The organism is Pseudoalteromonas sp. P1-25, assembly GCF_001401805.1.
Lineage (GTDB): Bacteria > Pseudomonadota > Gammaproteobacteria > Enterobacterales > Alteromonadaceae > Pseudoalteromonas.
In genome coordinates this window covers 157,422-176,561 of the sequence record NZ_LKDW01000001.1, presented here as the reverse complement: position 1 = coordinate 176,561, position 19,140 = coordinate 157,422, and the positions used below count along the sequence as shown (strand labels likewise).

General features: G+C 38.0%; 16 protein-coding genes. 9 read left to right on the top strand and 7 right to left on the bottom strand.

Going from position 1 to position 19,140, the window contains the following annotated elements:
• Window positions 1–10: 10 nt before the first annotated feature.
• Window positions 11–1,006 (top strand): patatin family protein, encoded by a 996-nt coding sequence (locus tag AN393_RS00825; protein WP_055013597.1) that lies wholly within the window; start codon window positions 11–13, stop codon window positions 1,004–1,006.
• A gap of 66 nt (window positions 1,007–1,072) precedes the next feature.
• Here the strand turns inward: AN393_RS00825 and AN393_RS00820 are convergent, their stop codons facing one another.
• From AN393_RS00820 to AN393_RS00810, 3 genes are all read right to left on the bottom strand, one after another.
• Window positions 1,073–1,930 (bottom strand): DMT family transporter, encoded by an 858-nt coding sequence (locus AN393_RS00820; protein WP_055017068.1) that lies wholly within the window; start codon window positions 1,928–1,930, stop codon window positions 1,073–1,075.
• 95 nt (window positions 1,931–2,025) lie between these two features.
• Window positions 2,026–2,736: an AraC family transcriptional regulator gene (locus AN393_RS00815; protein ID WP_055017067.1), complete on the bottom strand. Its 711-nt coding sequence runs from the start codon at window positions 2,734–2,736 to the stop codon at window positions 2,026–2,028.
• A gap of 74 nt (window positions 2,737–2,810) precedes the next feature.
• Window positions 2,811–3,242, bottom strand: a complete 432-nt coding sequence (locus AN393_RS00810) for an Lrp/AsnC family transcriptional regulator (protein ID WP_054201566.1) — start codon at window positions 3,240–3,242, stop codon at window positions 2,811–2,813.
• A gap of 167 nt (window positions 3,243–3,409) precedes the next feature.
• On the opposite strand from AN393_RS00810, the gene AN393_RS00805 reads away from it, so the two are divergent.
• From AN393_RS00805 to AN393_RS00790, 4 genes are all read left to right on the top strand, one after another.
• The gene (locus AN393_RS00805; protein ID WP_055013848.1) at window positions 3,410–4,492 is read left to right on the top strand and encodes an ornithine cyclodeaminase; all 1,083 of its coding nucleotides are present in this window, start codon (window positions 3,410–3,412) and stop codon (window positions 4,490–4,492) included.
• Window positions 4,489–5,400, top strand: a complete 912-nt coding sequence (ctlX, locus tag AN393_RS00800) for a citrulline utilization hydrolase CtlX (protein WP_055013594.1) — start codon at window positions 4,489–4,491, stop codon at window positions 5,398–5,400. Before AN393_RS00805 ends, ctlX begins: the two co-directional genes overlap by 4 nt.
• A gap of 125 nt (window positions 5,401–5,525) precedes the next feature.
• Window positions 5,526–6,932: a sodium:alanine symporter family protein gene (locus tag AN393_RS00795; protein WP_055017066.1), complete on the top strand. Its 1,407-nt coding sequence runs from the start codon at window positions 5,526–5,528 to the stop codon at window positions 6,930–6,932.
• A gap of 139 nt (window positions 6,933–7,071) precedes the next feature.
• A complete protein-coding gene (locus tag AN393_RS00790; protein WP_055017065.1) occupies window positions 7,072–8,103 on the top strand; it encodes a patatin-like phospholipase family protein in 1,032 nt (343 codons plus the stop codon).
• A gap of 16 nt (window positions 8,104–8,119) precedes the next feature.
• Here AN393_RS00790 and AN393_RS00785 read toward each other — a convergent pair whose 3' ends face one another.
• Both AN393_RS00785 and AN393_RS00780 read right to left on the bottom strand, forming a co-directional pair.
• Window positions 8,120–8,803 carry a hypothetical protein gene (locus tag AN393_RS00785; RefSeq protein ID WP_055017064.1) on the bottom strand — a complete coding sequence of 228 codons (684 nt, stop codon included), beginning with the start codon at window positions 8,801–8,803 and terminating at the stop codon, window positions 8,120–8,122.
• Between the two features lie 224 nt (window positions 8,804–9,027).
• Window positions 9,028–9,591, bottom strand: coding sequence for a YSC84-related protein (locus AN393_RS00780; RefSeq protein WP_055013590.1), 564 nt, complete (start codon window positions 9,589–9,591; stop codon window positions 9,028–9,030).
• A gap of 137 nt (window positions 9,592–9,728) precedes the next feature.
• Here AN393_RS00780 and AN393_RS00775 point away from each other — a divergent pair, with 137 nt between their 5' ends.
• Window positions 9,729–10,940: a tyrosine-type recombinase/integrase gene (locus tag AN393_RS00775; RefSeq protein ID WP_055017063.1), complete on the top strand. Its 1,212-nt coding sequence runs from the start codon at window positions 9,729–9,731 to the stop codon at window positions 10,938–10,940.
• Window positions 10,940–12,136: a sodium:proton antiporter gene (locus tag AN393_RS00770; RefSeq protein ID WP_055017062.1), complete on the top strand. Its 1,197-nt coding sequence runs from the start codon at window positions 10,940–10,942 to the stop codon at window positions 12,134–12,136. Before AN393_RS00775 ends, AN393_RS00770 begins: the two co-directional genes overlap by 1 nt.
• 138 nt (window positions 12,137–12,274) lie before the next feature.
• Here AN393_RS00770 and AN393_RS00765 read toward each other — a convergent pair whose 3' ends face one another.
• Window positions 12,275–15,322, bottom strand: coding sequence for an FAD-binding and (Fe-S)-binding domain-containing protein (locus AN393_RS00765; RefSeq protein WP_055017061.1), 3,048 nt, complete (start codon window positions 15,320–15,322; stop codon window positions 12,275–12,277).
• A 145-nt stretch (window positions 15,323–15,467) separates the two neighbouring features.
• Here AN393_RS00765 and AN393_RS20000 point away from each other — a divergent pair, with 145 nt between their 5' ends.
• Window positions 15,468–15,677: a hypothetical protein gene (locus AN393_RS20000; protein WP_082422647.1), complete on the top strand. Its 210-nt coding sequence runs from the start codon at window positions 15,468–15,470 to the stop codon at window positions 15,675–15,677.
• Between the two features lie 65 nt (window positions 15,678–15,742).
• On the opposite strand, the gene ppsA is transcribed toward AN393_RS20000, so the two are convergent.
• Window positions 15,743–18,118: a phosphoenolpyruvate synthase gene (gene ppsA / locus AN393_RS00760; RefSeq protein WP_055013586.1), complete on the bottom strand. Its 2,376-nt coding sequence runs from the start codon at window positions 18,116–18,118 to the stop codon at window positions 15,743–15,745.
• A 155-nt stretch (window positions 18,119–18,273) separates the two neighbouring features.
• Here ppsA and AN393_RS00755 point away from each other — a divergent pair, with 155 nt between their 5' ends.
• Window positions 18,274–19,083, top strand: a complete 810-nt coding sequence (locus AN393_RS00755) for a pyruvate, water dikinase regulatory protein (RefSeq protein ID WP_004586305.1) — start codon at window positions 18,274–18,276, stop codon at window positions 19,081–19,083.
• The last annotated feature ends 57 nt before the right edge of the window (window positions 19,084–19,140 follow it).

The following is a 19,140-nucleotide window of genomic DNA, read 5'->3' as shown; positions in this document are numbered from 1 at the left end:
AAGGTACACCGTGAACGCTCTAACAACCGCAACGACTAATTCAGTTACTCATACAGCGCAGCCAAAAGTTGCACTGATAGCTGAAGGCGGCGGGCAACGAGGAATATTCACAGCCGGTGTACTTGATGCGTGGTTAGAGCAAAACTACGACCCATTTGATTTATTTATTGGCACTTCCGCCGGCTCGCAAAATTTAACTAGCTATTTAGCACGCCAAAAAGGTTATGCAAAACGTTTAATTAGAGGGCTTTCGCGTAACAAGCGTTTTTTTCAATTAGGCCGTGGTTTAATGGGTAAACACATTGTTGATTTAGATTGGTACTTTGAAAAAACCACCGAAGTAAACAGAGCTCTTGACTTTAAAACAGCTAAAAACAGTTTAGGTGAGCGAGAGTTGCTCATAACCGCTACAAACACTCGTGACAGAAAAGCTTATTACCTATCGCCAACAGGTGAAGGTAGGCAATGGCGAGATTTACTAAAGGCATCGAGCGCACTCCCTTTTTTGTATAAACAGGGGGTTAAACTAACGCCTTGGTTAGATACAAAAGCCGCAAACGAAGCACATTTAACTCAAGAGCAATCGAGTGAAGATTTTTATGTAGATGGTGGCTTAGCGGCACCATTGCCTGTACGCGAAGCTTATAACCGTGGTGCACGAAAAATTGTAGTAATAAGAACCGTTGATGAGCATTTTCAAGCGCAAACTGCATGGGTTCAAAAGCTTAGAACATTTGCATGTGCATCAGGTTACTGCCCAAAAACACTCGATTACTTGGTTCAGCACGAACAAGCATACCTAGACGAGCTGACGTTTATTGCTAATCCGCCTAGTGATGTAGAAATTATACAAATTTTTGCAGATGAAAAGCTGCACAGTAAATTATTAGGCAGCTCAAACGATGATTTACGCTTTGATCATAAGCTAGGTGTAAAAGCAGGCCGCGCTTATTTAAAAAGCCAAAATGCACGTATAGTAGATTACGCACATAGCTACGCCATGTAATTGGGTACCAACGCTTAAACTCTACTTAAGTTTAAGCGTTGGTAAAGTGCCTAAACAAAATTAAAGCTATGCTTTTTTTAAACTTATTGAAGGTTTTTTATTGCTAATAGCTGCACCTAATAAAATAAGCGCCAAAGCAATAAATACTGACCAACTAAAGGGAGCCTGCGAGGCAAGTATTAAAATAAAGGTAGAGAGCACCGGCGTTAAAAAACTGAACGAAGCTAATAGCGTTCGGTTACCAAATTTTAAACCATAATCCCATAAATAAAATGCACCGCCTACAGGGCCTAACCCCAATAAAATAGCGCCTAGCCATTGTGAAATAGATAAATTTATTACGGTTGTTTCAAAATAAAAATGTGCAAAAAGGGCAAGCACAGCCACAATAAGTGAAAGCCAGCCTATGTCATCTACATGGCTATTAAATTGCGACATTAAATAAGAATAACTCGACCATAATACTGCGCAGCATCCTGCAAAAAAATACCCTAAGTAATACTCACTATTGATAGATAACCCACTGCCATCGGTAATTAAACTAAGCGTGCCTAAAAAACCCAGTAATCCGCCCAATATTGATTTAAATTTAGCCCCTGGAGTAGCCACAAATACACCTAGCAATAATGGCCAAAGGTACACAATTAGGCTTACCTCGATTAAAGGACCGTATTTTAAAGCCATAAAATAACAAAAGTGAAAACCAAACAAACCAGTAACACCTATTATAATTTGCTTTTTAGAAAGCTTAGGCGGGGTTAATAATGGTTGTTTTGTAGCGACGCGTTTAACTAATAAAATAATAAAAGAGATTGAAAAGCATATAAAAAGTAACTCAAAAGCAGGCAGTGCTTTAGTTAAATTACCGAGTAATGCTAAAAGCCCCCACGAAAATATTGCTAAAAACCCTATGTGTGTTGCCATTAATTACCCTCCGTAAATACTATTTACTGAGTGTACCAATAGGCTGAAGGTTAAATATGCTAAAAAGACGGTGTTGTTGTTTGCTTAGGCGCAATTTACTGCTTTTTAAACGCCTTAGGTGGCTGCCCAAAGTATAAATTAAACCGACGGCTAAACGCTGAGGCATCGTTATAACCAATGCGATCACCTACTAAAGCGATTGGTAGGTCTGAATGGGTTAATAAGGCGCGCGCATGCTGCATTCGTAACATAGTGATATATTGCAGCGCACTCATGTTGGTGTTTCTTTTAAACACAGTTTTAAATTGCGTAACGCTTAAACAGGCAATATTGGCCAGCTCTTTTAACGTGTAGGGATACGCTAAATTTTGCTTTACCGTGGTTATGACATTATCTATACGCTTATCAATATTACTGTGGCTGCTTTGCTCACAAAGTAGTAAATAAAATAAATCAAAGGTTGAGCTAGTCAGCTTTTCATCATTAACAACAAGCAGTTGCTGCTCTATAAATTGTAAGTAACTTAATAAACGGCTATCTATAGAGATTTTAGGGCATAAAAGGTTTATAAGGTTATCAGGCAGGGCATCTAAATCTGCCACAATAAAACGCGCGGCTTCATCGGCAGTAAAGGCATGCACTACGTTTTTCTCTATAACGATACAACTGCCCGTACTCACGGTTGTTTTAAAGTCATTATTTAACGATATAAAAATTTCCCCGTGTAGAGGTAACACGAGTTGATGGTAATTGTGCTGGTGGCACTTTATATCTTGCGAATAATACCGAATCGAAAGCTTATTCAATCTATACTCCATTAGCTAATACATAAACCGAGTATTGCCTAAAATACGTTTAGTAAAACATCGCGTTAATAAACCTAAGTGGATGACAATAATATACTGGTTTCGCTATTTAAAATGCCTTCTATTTCGCGTACTTGCCTGAGTACGCCATCAAACTCACCTAAATTTGCTGCTTGTATTTCAGCCACTAAGTCCCAAGCGCCATTGGTAGTATGTAACTTAGTAAGTTCGGGTATACCACGCAAGGTTTTAATTACCTGCGAGGTCGATTTACCCACCACTTCAACCATCATAATGGCTCTTACAGCTTCGGTTTCTATGTGTTCGTGTACACGCACCGTAAAGCCCAATATAGCACCCGATGAAACGAGCCGGTCTAAACGGTTTTGGACTGTCCCGCGAGACACCTTTAAAACATCGGCTAGGGCTGAAATAGAAGCGCGGCCATCTTTTCTTAATTCGGCTATTAACGCGTTATCTAACGAGTCGTAAATATAAGGGGTCATAAAACGCCTTGGATTATGTGTTTAGTACAAATTACTAAATTTGTACTTTAATGCATAGCAATTTGCTAAAAAATACTATTATTTGTATAAAATTTTGGCATTTTAAGTGGCGTCTCTGGCCTATAAACTTATTTCAAATAATTTATTTAGTCATTAAAGAGGTATTTATGAGTCATTTTATCGCACAGCCTAAACAAGGTGTTCCATTTGTGAGCGTACAGGCAATGGCCAAACTTATAAATAAAATGGGCATAGAAAACGTGTTGCTAGAGCTTACTAAAAGGTTAGAGCAAGATTTTGCTCGCTGGCACGAATTTGATAAATCGCCACGTTATGCAGCGCACTCTCCAGATGGTGTAATAGAGCTTATGCCCGTAAGCGATGGCAAAATGTTTAGCTGCAAATATGTAAATGGCCATCCAAAAAACACATTTAAAGCGCTTCAAACAGTGGCCGCATTTGGTATTTTGTCAGATGTTGATAGCGGCTACCCAGTTATGATCAGTGAAATGTGTCTACTAACGGCCCTGCGAACAGCGGCTACATCAGCGCTTGTGGCAAAGTATTTAGCGCCTGAAAACTCAACAACGCTGACATTAATTGGTAATGGTGCACAGTCTGAGTTTCAGGCACTGGCTTTTAAAGCTGTGTTAGGCATTACTCACATTCGTTTATACGACATTGATAAAAACGCCTCACAAAAAGCCTACAACAACTTAAGTGGCTACGGCTTAAATGTCACTCTATGCAATAGCGCAGAAGAAGCCGTTCAAGGCGCGCACATTATTACAACCTGCACAGCCGATAAAAAAAATGCCACTATTTTAACCAGCGATATGATCCCACAGGGTGTGCATTTAAATGCCATTGGTGGCGATTGCCCTGGTAAAACAGAGCTTGATTCACAGTTACTAGAGCGTGCCACTGTGTTTGTAGAGTACGAGCCGCAAACCAGAATAGAAGGCGAAATTCAGCAAATGAGCGAAACCTTTGGCGTAACAGAGTTTCATAAAGTAATTAATAAACAAGTACCTGGGCGTACAAGTAACAACGAGCTTACTATTTTTGATGGGGTAGGTTTTGCAAGCGAAGACTTTACCGCATTGGTTTATATTAAAGACGCGCTGGTGGCTGCAGGTGAGTTTGAACTGCTTGATTTAATTACACAACAAGCCGATCCGCGTAATTTATTTTCGGTACTTAATAGTACACAAACAGCAAAAACTCCTAAGCAAGAGCAAGTGGCATGAGTTATATAAAGCAAGCACCCAGCGCTGTGGTGATGGTACGACCGCATCACTTTACATCTAACCCACAAACTATGTTAGACAACACGTTTCAAAGTACTTGCAACTCACAAAATCAGAGTCAGCATGCCTTTGATGAAGTAACCAATGCGGTTAAATTATTGCAAAACGAGGGCGTAACGGTTCATCTTTTTGAAGACGAACATACACACACACCCGATTCTGTGTTTCCAAATAATTGGTTTTCTACCCATCAAAGTGGCGAGCTAGTTATGTACCCAATGTACGCAGAAAACAGAAGATTAGAATATCGAAAAGATATTATTGATTTTTTGACTAATCACTATAAAGTGTTGTCTGTGACTGATTATTCATTTTTAGCGAAAGAAAATGCATTCTTAGAAGGCACCGGATCGCTTGTTATTGACCACCCACATAAGCTTGCTTATGCAGTAGAATCTAAGCGCACTACTAAAACCGTGGTTAATACAGTATGCGAGCAATTAAAGCTAAAACCTGTTGTATTTAATGCCTATGATAAGCAAGGTACTGCGGTTTATCATACTAATGTATTAATGTGTGTAGCCACAGAGTTTGCCATGATCAGCCTAGATATGGTGCCAAATAGTCAGCACAAACAATTAACTAACCATTTTATACAAAGCCATTTAGAAGTAATAAACTTAACTAATGAGCAAATAAGTAGCTTTTGTGGTAACGCAATAGAGTTACAAGGTACAAATGGTCGTATTTTAGCACTCTCACAAACGGCGTTTAATGCACTTACAACCGAGCAAAAAGCAGCAATACAAAAAACAGCTAAACTTGTTCCGTTACCTATACCAACCATAGAGTCGGCGGGAGGTTCGGTTAGATGCATGATTGCAGGCATTCATCTGCAAAGTAAATAACCTACCACTAAGTCAACATACTAAGGCAGCATAGCTGCCTTACTCTATGGCTAATATGCATAATTAAATGCCATTTACTCAACCACTTGCTGAGTAAAACATAATAAAGACAAAAGGATTAGCCCATGTTCGATACCGTAGTAAAAAGTGTAAATGGCCTATTATGGGGAGAAGGCCAAATACTGATCTACATACTACTGTTTGCAGGTATTTGGTTTTCGGTACGTTTAAAAGCAATTCAAATAGTAAAATTTAAACACATGTTTAGCCTGTTAAAAGGCAGTAGCAAGTGTAAAAAAGACGATATTTCATCATTTCAGGCATTGTGTACTGGCCTGTGTGCCCGGGTAGGTACAGGTAATTTAGCCGGGGTAGCTGTTGCTATTTCACTAGGCGGAAGCGGCGCTATATTTTGGATGTGGGTTATAGCCATACTTGGCATGGCAACCGGCTTTGCCGAAAGTGTATTAGGGCAGGTGTATAAAGTACGCGATAGTAGTGGCGAATTTAGAGGCGGCCCCGCCTATTATATTCAACAAGGTTTAGGCAGCCGTGCCTTTGCCATTGTGTTTGCGGCGTGTTTATTTTTAGGTTATGGCTTTACCTTTAGTGCTATGCAAACCAATACCATAACTGATGCACTTAACTACGCATTTGAAGTACCCACCTTTTATTCAGGATTAGTAATTACCGTATTAGCAGGCTCAATTATACTTGGCGGCTTTAAAGCAATAGCCCGCTTTGCAGAGCGCGTAGTACCATTTATGGGCATATTATTTGTAGCGGCTGCCGTTATTATAACGCTTATAAATTTGCCGCAAGTACCAGCCATGCTTAAAGATGTGTTTTTATCGGCCTTTGGTTTACAAGAGGCTGGCGCAGGCGCAATGGGCGCTGCCATTAAAAATGGTATACAACGCGGATTATATTCTAACGAAGCTGGTGCGGGTAGTGTGCCCCATGCCGCAGCAAGTGCAAGCCCTATCCCTAATCACCCAGTTACACAAGGGTATATACAAATGCTTGGCGTGTTTTTCGACACCATTGTACTTTGTAGCTGTACTGCTGTTGTTGTTTTGTTAGCAGATGTAGATATAAGCGGCGAAATGGAAGGTATACGTTTAACCCAGAGCGCCATGACTGCGCATTTAGCACAAGGCGGTGTTTACTTTGTTGCGGCAGCCATTACCTTATTTGCCTTTACTTCGGTGGTGGCCAACTACGCTTACGCTGAAAGTAACCTGCATTTATTTAAGCTCGATAACAAAGTAGGGCGCACAATTTATACATTACTTTATTTATCAATGATGCTGTGGGGCGCATCAGCATCATTAAAAGAAGTCTGGGACTTAGCCGATATAGCGTTAGGATTAATGACAGTGGTTAACGTAATCGCTATTATATTACTCACGCCAACGATTGTGGCTGTTAATCGCGATTACAACACACAAAGAGAAAAAGGCATAGAGCCAGAATTTAAAGTAAAAGATGTAAAAGTACAGGGAAAATGCGAAAGCGGCATTTGGGATTGATTCCCGTATTTTAAGCAATTTTAACGATAAAAAGCGGTTTTATGGCAACATAAAACCGCTTTTTAATTTTGCATAATTATTCAAAATTAGGTTTTGTAAATAACACAAAAATATCAAAATAATAAGGTAAACTGATTTAATGATCGACATTTATGCAGGGAAAACAGCAGCAAAAATTATTAACGACCAGGGCTTTAAACCGGAATTATTTACCTCTTTTTTAGGGGCAAGTGGCGGGCCAAAATGGTTTACCTTATTCGGGTTAGATAAATATATTTTTGGTGAATTTTTTAAAAACCGCACTCAACCACTTAACTTAATTGGTTCATCTGCTGGGGCATTTCGATCTGCCTGTTTTGCACAAAACGACCCCGTTGCTGCCATTGAGCGTTTAGCAAAGTCCTATTCGCAAACACGCTATTCTAGTAATAAACCAACACCCGCTGAAATTACACTAAAAGCCCGCTCATTATTAGATGATGTATTTGGGGAGCACGGCGTAACCGAAATTTTAAATAACCCTATTTTTAAAGCGCATTTTATCGTGGCTAAGTCGAATGGGTTTATTGCCAGCGAAAACAAATTAATTCAGCTTTTAGGTTTATCAAAAAGTTACATGCTCAACCGTGTAAACCGAAAATTATTAGGCTCGCAGTACGAGCGTTTTATTTTTGGTGCGCCAAACAGTAACTTATCAATAACCGACAGTTATAATTTTAAAACCCAAAACATAGCACTTAGCCAAACAAATTTAAAAGATGCTTTACTCGCATCCGGCTCTATACCACTAGTAATGCAAGGTATAAAGAACATTGCAGGTTCACCACAAGGTATGTATCGCGATGGCGGAATAATTGACTACCATTTTGATTTAAAAATTAATAACCCAGGCTTAATTTTATATCCACATTTTAATAGTGAGCCAAAAGCAGGGTGGTTCGATAAAAATTTAAAACGTAAAGTGTCGCCACTTAATTACGACAACGTGGTGATGATCGCCCCATCAAAAGAATTTATAGCCGGTTTACCTTACGGAAAAATTCCAGACAGAAACGACTTTAGTGATCTTGATGCAGACACACGCATTAAATATTGGAATACCGTTTTTAGTGAAACTGAAAAGTTGGCAGAAGCGTTTGATAAAAAGCTAAATAGTTTAAAGTTATTATAATTATTAAATAGTAAGGTTACTTGATATAGAAATGATTTTCACTGTAGTCATAAAAATTTTTATTTGATACATTAATTTTTAAAATTGAATCAATACTGTTATTTATATATTCATCAACAAATAGAATTAATCTAAATTCATCTTGAAGGATAAAAGGTTCGACAGGGCGTTTTCTAAGGAGGTTCTGATCAAAAATTGATAAGTGTTCTTTTTCATTTAATTTATAAGAACCACCTGAATTACTTGAGGATATAAATACAGGGGAATACTGATAAATTACTTTCCCGAAAATATAACTTTTAACATCAAGTTGTTTTTTTGCTTCATTTAAAATGTCATTTATAAATTTTTCAATATTATAAATACCAAATGTTTTAGGCCCGAAGCCTCTTTTTGTTTTTTCGTCAATTGAAACACCATGAAAGGATATAATATAGGCTTTTTTAGGAATTTCACCGATAAAACCTTCACCTTTAATTGAAGTAGTATTAGAACGACTTGATTCAAAAATAAGAGGCAAGCTAATTTTAGATGTACTTAAACCCTCTAATTTGTCTTCACGAGCTATATCTTCTTCAATATTTTGATAATAATGAGAAGTCCTAAGCCATAAAGACCCTGTATTCATTACAAAATCATATACTTCTTTTTCACATGTCCTAAATACCAATAATTGATCAGTATCAGTTTTTATAAACATCAAGTTTCATCTCTATTATTAATATCGTTATTGATATAATTATATAATACAGATTAAAGACCGATAATAAACTAAATAAAATATACTGCATAGAGTTGGCTTAAAAGCTAACGTAATAATTAAAACAAAACAACCCATAAATTACGTTATGTTAAATTAGATAGTTAATAAGAAAGCGAGCGTGATTATACAAACCAGCCCGCTTTTAGGAGAGTAATTAGGTGTTAATTTAGCTCAGAATCTACCCAAAATTTAGTGCCTTTTAGTACAGCTTGTAGTGCAAGGCCATTTTCGGTTAAAGAATATACGGTAACTTGGTCGGCAATGGCTTCTGCAACCAGTGCTCCACCCTTATCTTCGTATTTTGCTGCTGCATCTGCGTTTCCGCCAAAGGCCCAACCGTGTTCAATAAATCTATTTACTGCCGCTTGGTTATGAAAAACCATAACCACATTAAAGTCTTTAACACCTAAACCAAGCCCTAAACCGGCTTCGCCCATATTCATGTAGGTAGATTTACCCGTTAAATTATTTTTTACTACACCGTAGCCGCCACCAAAACTGGCTAAAACTACATTGACGTTTGCGTTATCAAATACGGCGTAACCAGCAGAATTGGCGATTTGTTTTTTAACATCGGGCTTTTGTGCGTATAATTTGTCGAGGGTATTGTTTTTCATGCTTTGTACTAAAGCGCGTTTTTCGCTAGGTGAAGCACTACCGGTCGTAGCACAACCTGTTAGTAATACACTTATTGTAAGTAGGCTTAACACGATAAATTTTTTCATAAAACTTTCCTTAATACGATTCATAACAATCCACAACAATGTTTAAATAAATCCACTTTCACTATGTCCAATACTAGACAGTATCGGACTTTAGGGTTAAGCTGTAAGTCTATTATTTTATTGAATATTTATACATTATGCTTGTTGCTTTAGTTGATACGTTAAAACAATTAAGATATCAAATTGCTCATCTTGACGATGGTACTCTAAATTCAGAATACCCAGAACTTGCATCCTTTATACAGCAAGTTGGCTTGACTGTAACTGAATCAAAGGACGATCTAAAATTTTTATACCAATTTTTATATGTATACGGCCGTAAATCTGAGGCGACATTTAATCGTTTTCGTAATGAGCTTGAACGATTTTATTTGTGGTCTTGGTTAATTGCCCAAAAATCAGTGTTTGATTTAAAACGCGAAGACATTGAAGCGTATGTTGATTTTATGGCTGAGCCAGATAAAAAATGGGCTTCAACTTCGGTGCAATGGCGTTACAAAGACGAACAAGGTATTCGTCGATTAAACCAAAATTGGCGCCCTTTTATATTAAAAGAGTCAATTGCGAGTCAGCAAACATTAGCGGCTATGTTTACTGCGCTAAATGTATTTTATAAGTTTTCTATATTAGAAGAAAAAACATTTGCGAACTTTATTCCTGTAGTGAAAAAAAATAGTCCCTATTTGGTTGTTCAATCTCAAATTCAGATCCCAGACACTTTAAGTGATATACAATGGGAATATGTATTTGGCGTAACACGCGATTTATGTGAAAAAAAACCAGAGCTTGAACGTAACCTATTTACGCTTGCGTGCTTAAAAGGGCTATATTTACGTATATCAGAATTATCAGAGCGCCCGCAGTGGTCGCCGGTTATGTCACACTTTTGGCAAGATAATGACGGTTTTTGGTTTTTACGAATTATGGGCAAAGGTAATAAGCTACGAGATGTTACGTTAAGTGATGATTTTGTTGAGTATTTAAAGCGTTATAGATTATACAGAGGGTTACCCGCCCTACCACGCGTTGATGAATCTGAACCATTGGTGCATAAAATTCGTGGACAAGGTGGGATGACCGTTAGACAAATTAGGCGTTTAGTACAGCAAAGTTTTGATTTAGCACAGCAATCTTTACTTGATGATGGGTTTAAAGATGATGCAGAACAACTTGAAGCAGCCACTGCCCATTGGCTTCGTCACACGGGCGCAACACATGATGCGCAAACGCGACCGCTAAAACATTTATCGGAAGATTTAGGCCATTCAAAAATTGCCACAACCGATCAAATTTACATTCAAACAAATATTAAAGAGCGAGCAAAATCTGGCGTTAAAAGGAAAATTTAATGGAATACTTAGTAATAGCATTTATTGGTTTTTTATTTTTAGTTTATTCAATTTCAATTAGACAACTAGAGCGCACAGAAATAACAGGGCCTATGTTTTTTGTTATTGGCGGCATGTTTTTGGCGTTTTTACTTCCTAATGAAGGCGAAAAATTAAAAACAGGAATAGATTATTTATTACCACTGATAGAGCTAACGCTAAGTATATTTTTATTTTCTGATGCGGCTAAATCTAAGTTAGGTGTATTGAGGCATAGTTTTCAATACCCTAGCCTATTATTATTCGTTGCCCTACCCTTAACTTTATTATGTGGAATTGGTGTTAGTTTATTTTTATTTGCAGAGTTGTCGTTAATTCAATCGGCACTGCTGGCAATTATACTTACGCCAACCGATGCTGCTTTAAGTAAAGGGTTATTACAAAGTACACAAGTACCCGAAAAAATTAGGGAAGGTATCAATACAGAAAGCGGATTAAACGATGGTTTATGTGTACCTGTATTTTTAATTTTTATTTTACTCGCAAAAAATCCTGACTCAGCTATTACTGCTTCACATACCTTAGGTGTGTTTTCAAGAGAGCTTGGCTTAGCATTGTTGATTGCTAGTTTTTCTATTGCGGTATTTATACCGGCACTAAATTTTGCAATGAAACGACATTACTTCGCTAAAAACACCAGCCCATTTTTATTGTTAGGGTTTGCGATGGCGGTGTTTTCTATTACACAATATTTTCATGGCAGCGGATTTATAGCTGTATTTGTAGCGGGTTTGTTATTTGATAAATTTTCTAAAACCGATATTCGCGCTGAGCTAATAGAAGATTCTGAGCACATTGCTGATTTTACTTCATTAATGATTTGGTGTTTATTTGGATTTGTTTGTGCGTATTTAGTAATACCAAAATTAAATACAAACATAATTGTGTATGCCCTACTAAGCACTACATTAATTAGAATAATACCAGTTATGTTATCGTTACAATTTACAGCACTTAATTGGAAAGAACGTTTTACTTTTGCGTGGTTTGGTCCGCGAGGTTTAGCATCTATTGTTTTTACTTTAATGGTAATAGACACGCAAATAGAAAATAAATACGATATTGCCACTATTGCAATGACCACTATTTTATTTAGCGTGTTTATCCATGGTATAAGCACAAAGCCAATCGCTAATAGTTTTGCTAAAAAGCCTTAGTAGTATTTATAACTATTTAAATTTAAAGCGTTACTTTTAATTTTTATTTATTGTGTGAACCTAGTTGTTGAATTTATCAGGGTAATAAAAAAAAGCGTAACTTATTTTTAAGTTACGCTTTTTTATTGTTAACTTTTATTAGCTAAGTACCTGTGCAAGTAACTCTATAGGGTGTTTAGGTTTAAATTGCTCAAAGCGTTTTACTTGGCTGCGGCACGAAAACCCCGTTGATAAAAGTTGCTCGGGTTTATTTTTATCTACTATTGGTTTCCAACTCATTTCGTACAGTGCACGGGAATTTTCTTGGTTTTGTACTTCATGGCCATAAGTACCGGCCATACCACAACATCCGGTATTGGTTGTATTTAGGGTTAAACCAATATCAGTAAAAATTGTTTTCCATACACTTGCTGCTTTTGGCATGGCTGTTGTTTCTGTGCAGTGACTCAATAGTGTAAATTCAGTATCGGTTTTGTGTGTAGCCGATAGTGATTTAAACGATTGAGTTTGTAACCATTCATGGGCAAGTTGCACATGAAATTCACCGCGATTATTTTCTAAAATGGTATTGTATTCATCGCGATAACACATAACTAACGATGCATCTAAACCAACCAAAGGTGAATTTATATCTGTGAGTTTATTTAAAAATTCTGCGGCATTTTTTGCGGTTACTTTAAACTCATGCAAAAACCCTTTTACGTGTTGAGCTTTACCATTTGGCTTAAATGGTAGTAGCATCGGCTTTTTACCTAGCGCAGTGATTAGTGTTATAAAGCTTTGCACTAACTCGGCTTCGTAAAAGCTGGTAAACGGGTCTTGTACTATTAGCACATAGTTATTTTGTTCTTCGCTTGAAAGTGAGTTTAATAATTCAAAATCAAATTTATGTGCTTTTGCTACGCGTTTTTCAAGTGAAGGCACACTTAATTGAGGGGTATCGACATACCCTACTGTTTTTTTAATTAAACTACTTACTAAGTTTGTTTTAACAATTGGGTTTATTACGCGTGCAAATTTAGACATTACAGGCGCCGAACTTTCAATGTTAGCGACTAAATAATCTTTAAGTGGGCGCGCGTAATAACTGTGATAATAATTTAAAAAGCGTGCTCTAAAAGTAGGTACATCCACTTTAATTGGGCAAGATGTTGTACAGGCTTTACACGCTAAACATTCATCCATTGACTCTTTTACTTCGTGAGAAAAATCGTAAACGCCTTTGTTTTTGTCACGGCTATGAACAAAGCGCTCCCACCAGGTAATGACTTCGCCTTTGTTAAGTTCTTTTTCTACTTCGAGCAAGTCTACATTTTTAGACTCTTGAAGTCGTAACCATTCGCGCATTAATGTTGCGCGGCCTTTTGGCGAATGTCTGCGATCGCCGGTTACTTTATATGAAGGACACATAGGAGAATTTTCGTCGTAGTTAAAACAAATACCATTACCATTACAGGTCATTGCATTGTTAAAACTTGTTTTTACATCGATAGAAATTTGCTTATCGAAGTACGAACGCTTTTGCCCATCTACACTAACGAGTGAATCCTCACTTTCTATGGGAGTACATATTTTGCCAGGGTTTATTCTATTATTTGGGTCGAACGCGGTTTTTATTTTACGAAGTTGTTTAAATAAATGCTCACCAAAAAATTCAGGGCCATATTCACTGCGGTAACCTTTACCATGCTCACCCCACATTAAACCGCCATATTTAGCGGTGAGTTTTACAACTTCGTCCGAAATTTTACGAAGCAGTTTTTCTTGTTCTGGGTCGCACATATCTAGCGCCGGGCGTACATGTAAAACCCCCGCATCAACATGGCCGAACATACCGTATTGTAAATTATGGCTATCGAGTAATGCTCTAAATTCTACAATATAGTCGGCAAGGTTTTCTGGCGGTACAGCGGTATCTTCAGCAAAGGCCAATGGCTTTTGGCTGCCTTTAACATTACCGAGTAAGCCAACAGATTTTTTACGCATGGCGTAAATTTTTAAAATGTCACTTTTATTGCTTGTTAATTGGTAGCCAATAACTCCATTGGTTTGATTTGCTACGCATTCATCGAGTAAGGTGCAAAGTGTGTTTACTTTGTCTTTTATATCTTCAGGTGATACTGCATTAAACTCAACCATATTGAGTCCTTGCATATCTTTAGTTGGCACATCGGTTATTAAGTCCGATACTGAATGCCAAATAATATCTTCACGAGCTAGGTTTAATACTTTGCTATCGACTGTTTCTACCGATGTTGCACGTGCATCAACTAAAAAGGGAGAATGGCGAAGTGCCGAATCAAAACTGTCGTATTTAATATTTATTAGTGTTTTAAATTCAGCTATGGGCGTTAGGTTTAATTTAGCTTCAGTCACTATACCCAGTGAGCCTTCTGATCCGGTAATTAGCCTACTCATATCAAAAGTTTGTAAGTCATCACTTAGCACATGTTCTAGGTCGTAGCCGGTTAAAAAGCGATTTAAGCGTGGAAATTTTTCTAAAATTACTTGGCGCTCATTTAAAGAAATTTCCAATACTGTTTTGTAAAGGCTACCGATTAATGATTCTTGTTCGGCTATTACTTTAGCTTTTTCAATGTCTATGGGTGATGTCACCATTGGGCTACCATCGACTAAATAGGTAGTAAGTCCTAAAACATGGTCGCTGGTTTTACCGTACACTAATGAACCCTGGCCCGATGCATCAGTACTGATCATTCCGCCAATGGTTGCTCTATTACTGGTTGATAAGTCAGGTGAGAAGAAAAAGCCGTACGGTCTTAAAAAGTCGTTTAATTGATCTTTAATTACACCTGTTTGTACTCTAACCCAGCCTTCTTCAACGTTAATTTCGAGTATTTCGCGCATGTAGCGAGATAAATCAACCACAATTCCTGGTGTGAGTGATTGCCCATTAGTACCTGTACCACCACCACGTGGGCCAAAAGTAAGCGACAAAAATGGGTCGCGAGATGCTGTTTGCAATGCCAGTTGAATGTCTTTTTCGGTTTTAGGAAAAATAACACCTTGTGGAATTTGCTGATAAATACTGTTATCGGTAGAGGCGGTTAAACGTGTTGCATAGCTTGCATCGGTGTCTCCACTAAACCCCTGATTATTAAGTGTACTTAAGTAGTTTGCGACAAGCTCGGTCGCTGCATCTTGCTGTGTAATTGTTGCTATCATGACGGCGATAATTTAAGGCATTTGTGTAATTATATCATGGTGATGGCTAATAGAAATTGAAGATTTTACAGTTTGTAACACTCTTTTTATCGTAATTTAAGCTGCTGTATTTATAATCAAGTTAAACCATTGTACTGAGGTTTATATGAAAAAATGTCTATTACAGATCATAGGTGTGTTGTTTATTTTGCTTGGGTTGTTTTTCTCTCTGGTGCCAGGCCCCTCCCTGATATTTTTTATGGCGGGGTTACTGTGCTTTTCTTTTTATTACCCAAAAGTCAGGCATTATTTAAAGCTTTGCCAAAAAGCCTTAACTAAATCGTGTAATTATTTAGATAAAAAATTAGCACGGTAATTTAGCCCACACACAAAAATGCCAGCATAATTGCTGGCATTTTTATTTGTTACGGGTACTGATGATTATTTAGCAAGTTTGTCTGCTAGGTATAACCATGTTTCTAGTACTGTATCTGGATTTAGTGAAACAGAATCAATGCCCTGCTCTACTAACCATGCTGCAAAGTCTTCATGATCTGAAGGACCTTGACCACAAATTCCTACGTATTTACCTTTTTCTTTAGCTGTTTTAATTGCCATAGAAAGTAGCTTTTTAATCGCAGGATTACGCTCATCAAATAAATGTGCGATTAGGCCTGAGTCACGGTCAAGACCAAGTGTTAGCTGAGTTAAATCGTTAGAGCCGATAGAAAAACCATCGAACATCTCTAAAAATTCATCGGCAAGTAATGCATTTGAAGGAAGCTCACACATCATGATTACTTTTAGACCATTCTCACCACGTTTAAGGCCATGCTCTTCTAGTAATTCGATAACGCGTTTACCCTCTTCAAGGGTACGCACGAATGGGATCATGATTTCAATGTTTGTCATACCCATAGTGTTTCTTACGCGTTTAATTGCTTCACATTCAAGGGCAAAACAATCACGGAAGTCTTCTGAGATATAACGCGCAGCACCACGAAAACCAATCATTGGGTTTTCTTCTTCAGGCTCGTATTGCTCACCACCTACTAAGTTGGCATATTCGTTTGATTTAAAATCAGACATACGCACAATGACACGCTCTGGAGCAAATGCACAGCCTAGCGTTGAAATACCTTCTACTAATTTAGAGATATAAAATTCAACTGGCGATTCGTAACCGGCGATAATGTCGGTAATTTCAGCTTGCAGTGCAGGTGACTGGTCGTCAAAATTTAATAGCGCTTTAGGGTGAACACCAATCATGCGGTTAATTACAAATTCAACACGTGCAAGGCCAACACCTGCATGGGGTAAACGTGCAAAGTCAAACGCGCGGTCTGGATTACCCACGTTCATCATTACTTTCATTGGTAGCTCTGGCATTTTATCAACGCGCGACGTAAGTATTTCAAAATCTAAAATACCTTCGTATATATAACCTGTATCGCCTTCAGCACATGATACGGTTACTTCTTGCCCTGCTTTAATTAAATCGGTTGCGTTACCACAGCCAACTACCGCAGGAATACCAAGTTCACGGGCAATAATTGCTGCGTGACACGTACGCCCACCACGATTTGTAACAATGGCTGCGGCGCGCTTCATGATAGGTTCCCAATCTGGGTCGGTCATGTCGGTAACTAAAATATCGCCTTCTTGTACTTGATCCATTTCTTGAATTGAATCAAGAACACGAACAACACCACTACCAATTTTATGACCAATTGCACGGCCTTCAACAATGACATTGCTTGTGCCATTTAACTGAAAACGCTCCATAATATTGGTATCTTCGTTTGAGCGAACGGTTTCTGGGCGCGCTTGTACTATGTACAATTTGCCATCGTTTCCGTCTTTTGCCCATTCGATATCCATAGGACGACCGTAGTGCTTTTCGATAATTACAGCTTGTTTTGCAAGTTCTTGCACTTCTTCATCTGTAATTGAAAATTTGTTTGAAAGGCTTGGCTCTACGTCAACAATTTCTACTTGTTTACCGTGTGCCTCATCTGCAGAGTAGATCATTTGAATGGCTTTAGAGCCAATGTTACGACGTACTACCGATGGCAACCCTTTTTGTAATGTTGGTTTATGAACATAAAATTCATCAGGGTTTACTGCACCCTGTACAACCATTTCACCTAAACCGTAGCTTGAAGTTACAAATACAACGTCTTCAAAACCAGACTCTGTATCAATACTAAACATAACCCCTGACGCTGATTTATCTGAACGAACCATGCGTTGAATACCAGCAGAAAGCGCTACACCACGATGATCATAACCTTGGTGAACACGGTACGATATGGCGCGGTCGTTAAATAAAGAAGCAAATACGTGTTTAATGGCGACCATGACTGAGTCGATACCACGTACGTTTAGGAATGTTTCTTGTTGGCCTGCGAATGATGCATCTGGCATATCTTCAGCGGTAGCTGATGAGCGTACTGCAAATGAAACATCGGCTGATGTATCGCCATGTAGTTGGCTATATGCGTCGCGGATGGCTTGGTCTAGGTTAGGTTGGAATGGGGTATCGATAATCCATTGGCGGATATCGGCACCGACTTTAGCGAGTGTATTTACATCATCAACATCGAGTGTATCTAAAATGTCGTGAATTTTTGCATTGAGTCCAGATTGCTCTAAAAACTCATTGAAAGCGTCGGCTGTAGTGGCAAAACCACCCGGAACCTGTACACCTGCGTTAGCGAGGTTTGAAATCATTTCACCGAGTGAGGCATTTTTGCCGCCAACACGTGGAACATCTTGCATACCAAGCTCTTGATACCAGAGAACGTATTCTTGCACGGGTCTTTCTCCAAAAAAACAAATTGTAGTTGTAACTGTGAGAGTTAAGAAAGAAAACCTTTTATAAAGGTCACCTTCATTCTACACTGGCATTAGACCTCACGTAAACCGTGAGTAAGCCATTTTAGGGATTAAACGTAATAAAAAGGTAAACTATGAGAACTGCTTTTTATATATCAGACGGCACTGCAATCACCTCAGAGGTGTTTGGTCACGCGACTCTGTCGTTGTTTCCGGTCGAATTTAACCACAAAACTATTCCTTTTGTAGAAACAGAAGAAAAAGCAAATGAAATTAAAGCGTTAATAAACGCAACTGCCGCAAAAGAAGGTGAGAAGCCATTTGTATTCTTTACCTTTGTAAATCATAACTTAAGTGAAATTATTAAATCGGCCGATGCAATCGCGTATGATTTCTTGTCTACTTACAGTGAAAAAATAGAAAAAGAGCTTAATGTTGCGCCAGTGCCAAAAATGCATCGTACCCACTCTATTCATGAAAAAAGCTATGACTTTAGAATAGATGCGGTTAACTATGCTCTTATGAATGATGATGGCGGCAATATTAAAAACTTTTCTGAGGCTGATATTATTTTAGTAGGCGTAAGCAGAAGCGGTAAAACACCTACTAGCTTGTACTTAGCGTTACAGTACGGAATTAAAGCTGCAAATTACCCAATAACTGAAGACGACTTAGAGAGCGAAGGATTACCTAAATGTTTGCTCCCTTACAAACATAAGTTATTTGGATTAACGATTGACCCTGAGCGTTTAGCTGCAATTAGGCATCGTCGTATGGCAAATTCTAAATACGCATCAATAAGACAATGCCGAATTGAAGTGCGTGAAGTTGAAATGCTTTATAAGCGACATAAAATTGCATACTTTAATTCTACTCACCATTCTGTAGAAGAAATATCTGCAAAAATATTAATAGACAGCAACCTTGAGCGACGTAAGTACTAACAAACTAATTTACTATTTTGCTAAAAAAAGCCGCAATATGCGGCTTTAATTTTTTAC

What these genes read in the sequence shown, in the direction of transcription:
- AN393_RS00820 (WP_055017068.1), bottom strand. Translation starts at nt 1,930, where the DNA reads ATGGCAACACACATAGGGTTTTTAGCAATATTTTCGTGGGGGCTTTTA.
- AN393_RS00810 (WP_054201566.1), bottom strand. Translation starts at nt 3,242, where the DNA reads ATGACCCCTTATATTTACGACTCGTTAGATAACGCGTTAATAGCCGAA.
- AN393_RS00805 (WP_055013848.1), top strand. Translation starts at nt 3,410, where the DNA reads ATGAGTCATTTTATCGCACAGCCTAAACAAGGTGTTCCATTTGTGAGC.
- ctlX (WP_055013594.1), top strand. Translation starts at nt 4,489, where the DNA reads ATGAGTTATATAAAGCAAGCACCCAGCGCTGTGGTGATGGTACGACCG.
- AN393_RS00795 (WP_055017066.1), top strand. Translation starts at nt 5,526, where the DNA reads ATGTTCGATACCGTAGTAAAAAGTGTAAATGGCCTATTATGGGGAGAA.
- AN393_RS00790 (WP_055017065.1), top strand. Translation starts at nt 7,072, where the DNA reads ATGATCGACATTTATGCAGGGAAAACAGCAGCAAAAATTATTAACGAC.
- AN393_RS00785 (WP_055017064.1), bottom strand. Translation starts at nt 8,803, where the DNA reads ATGTTTATAAAAACTGATACTGATCAATTATTGGTATTTAGGACATGT.
- AN393_RS00780 (WP_055013590.1), bottom strand. Translation starts at nt 9,591, where the DNA reads ATGAAAAAATTTATCGTGTTAAGCCTACTTACAATAAGTGTATTACTA.
- AN393_RS00775 (WP_055017063.1), top strand. Translation starts at nt 9,729, where the DNA reads ATGCTTGTTGCTTTAGTTGATACGTTAAAACAATTAAGATATCAAATT.
- AN393_RS00770 (WP_055017062.1), top strand. Translation starts at nt 10,940, where the DNA reads ATGGAATACTTAGTAATAGCATTTATTGGTTTTTTATTTTTAGTTTAT.
- AN393_RS00765 (WP_055017061.1), bottom strand. Translation starts at nt 15,322, where the DNA reads ATGATAGCAACAATTACACAGCAAGATGCAGCGACCGAGCTTGTCGCA.
- AN393_RS20000 (WP_082422647.1), top strand. Translation starts at nt 15,468, where the DNA reads ATGAAAAAATGTCTATTACAGATCATAGGTGTGTTGTTTATTTTGCTT.
- AN393_RS00755 (WP_004586305.1), top strand. Translation starts at nt 18,274, where the DNA reads ATGAGAACTGCTTTTTATATATCAGACGGCACTGCAATCACCTCAGAG.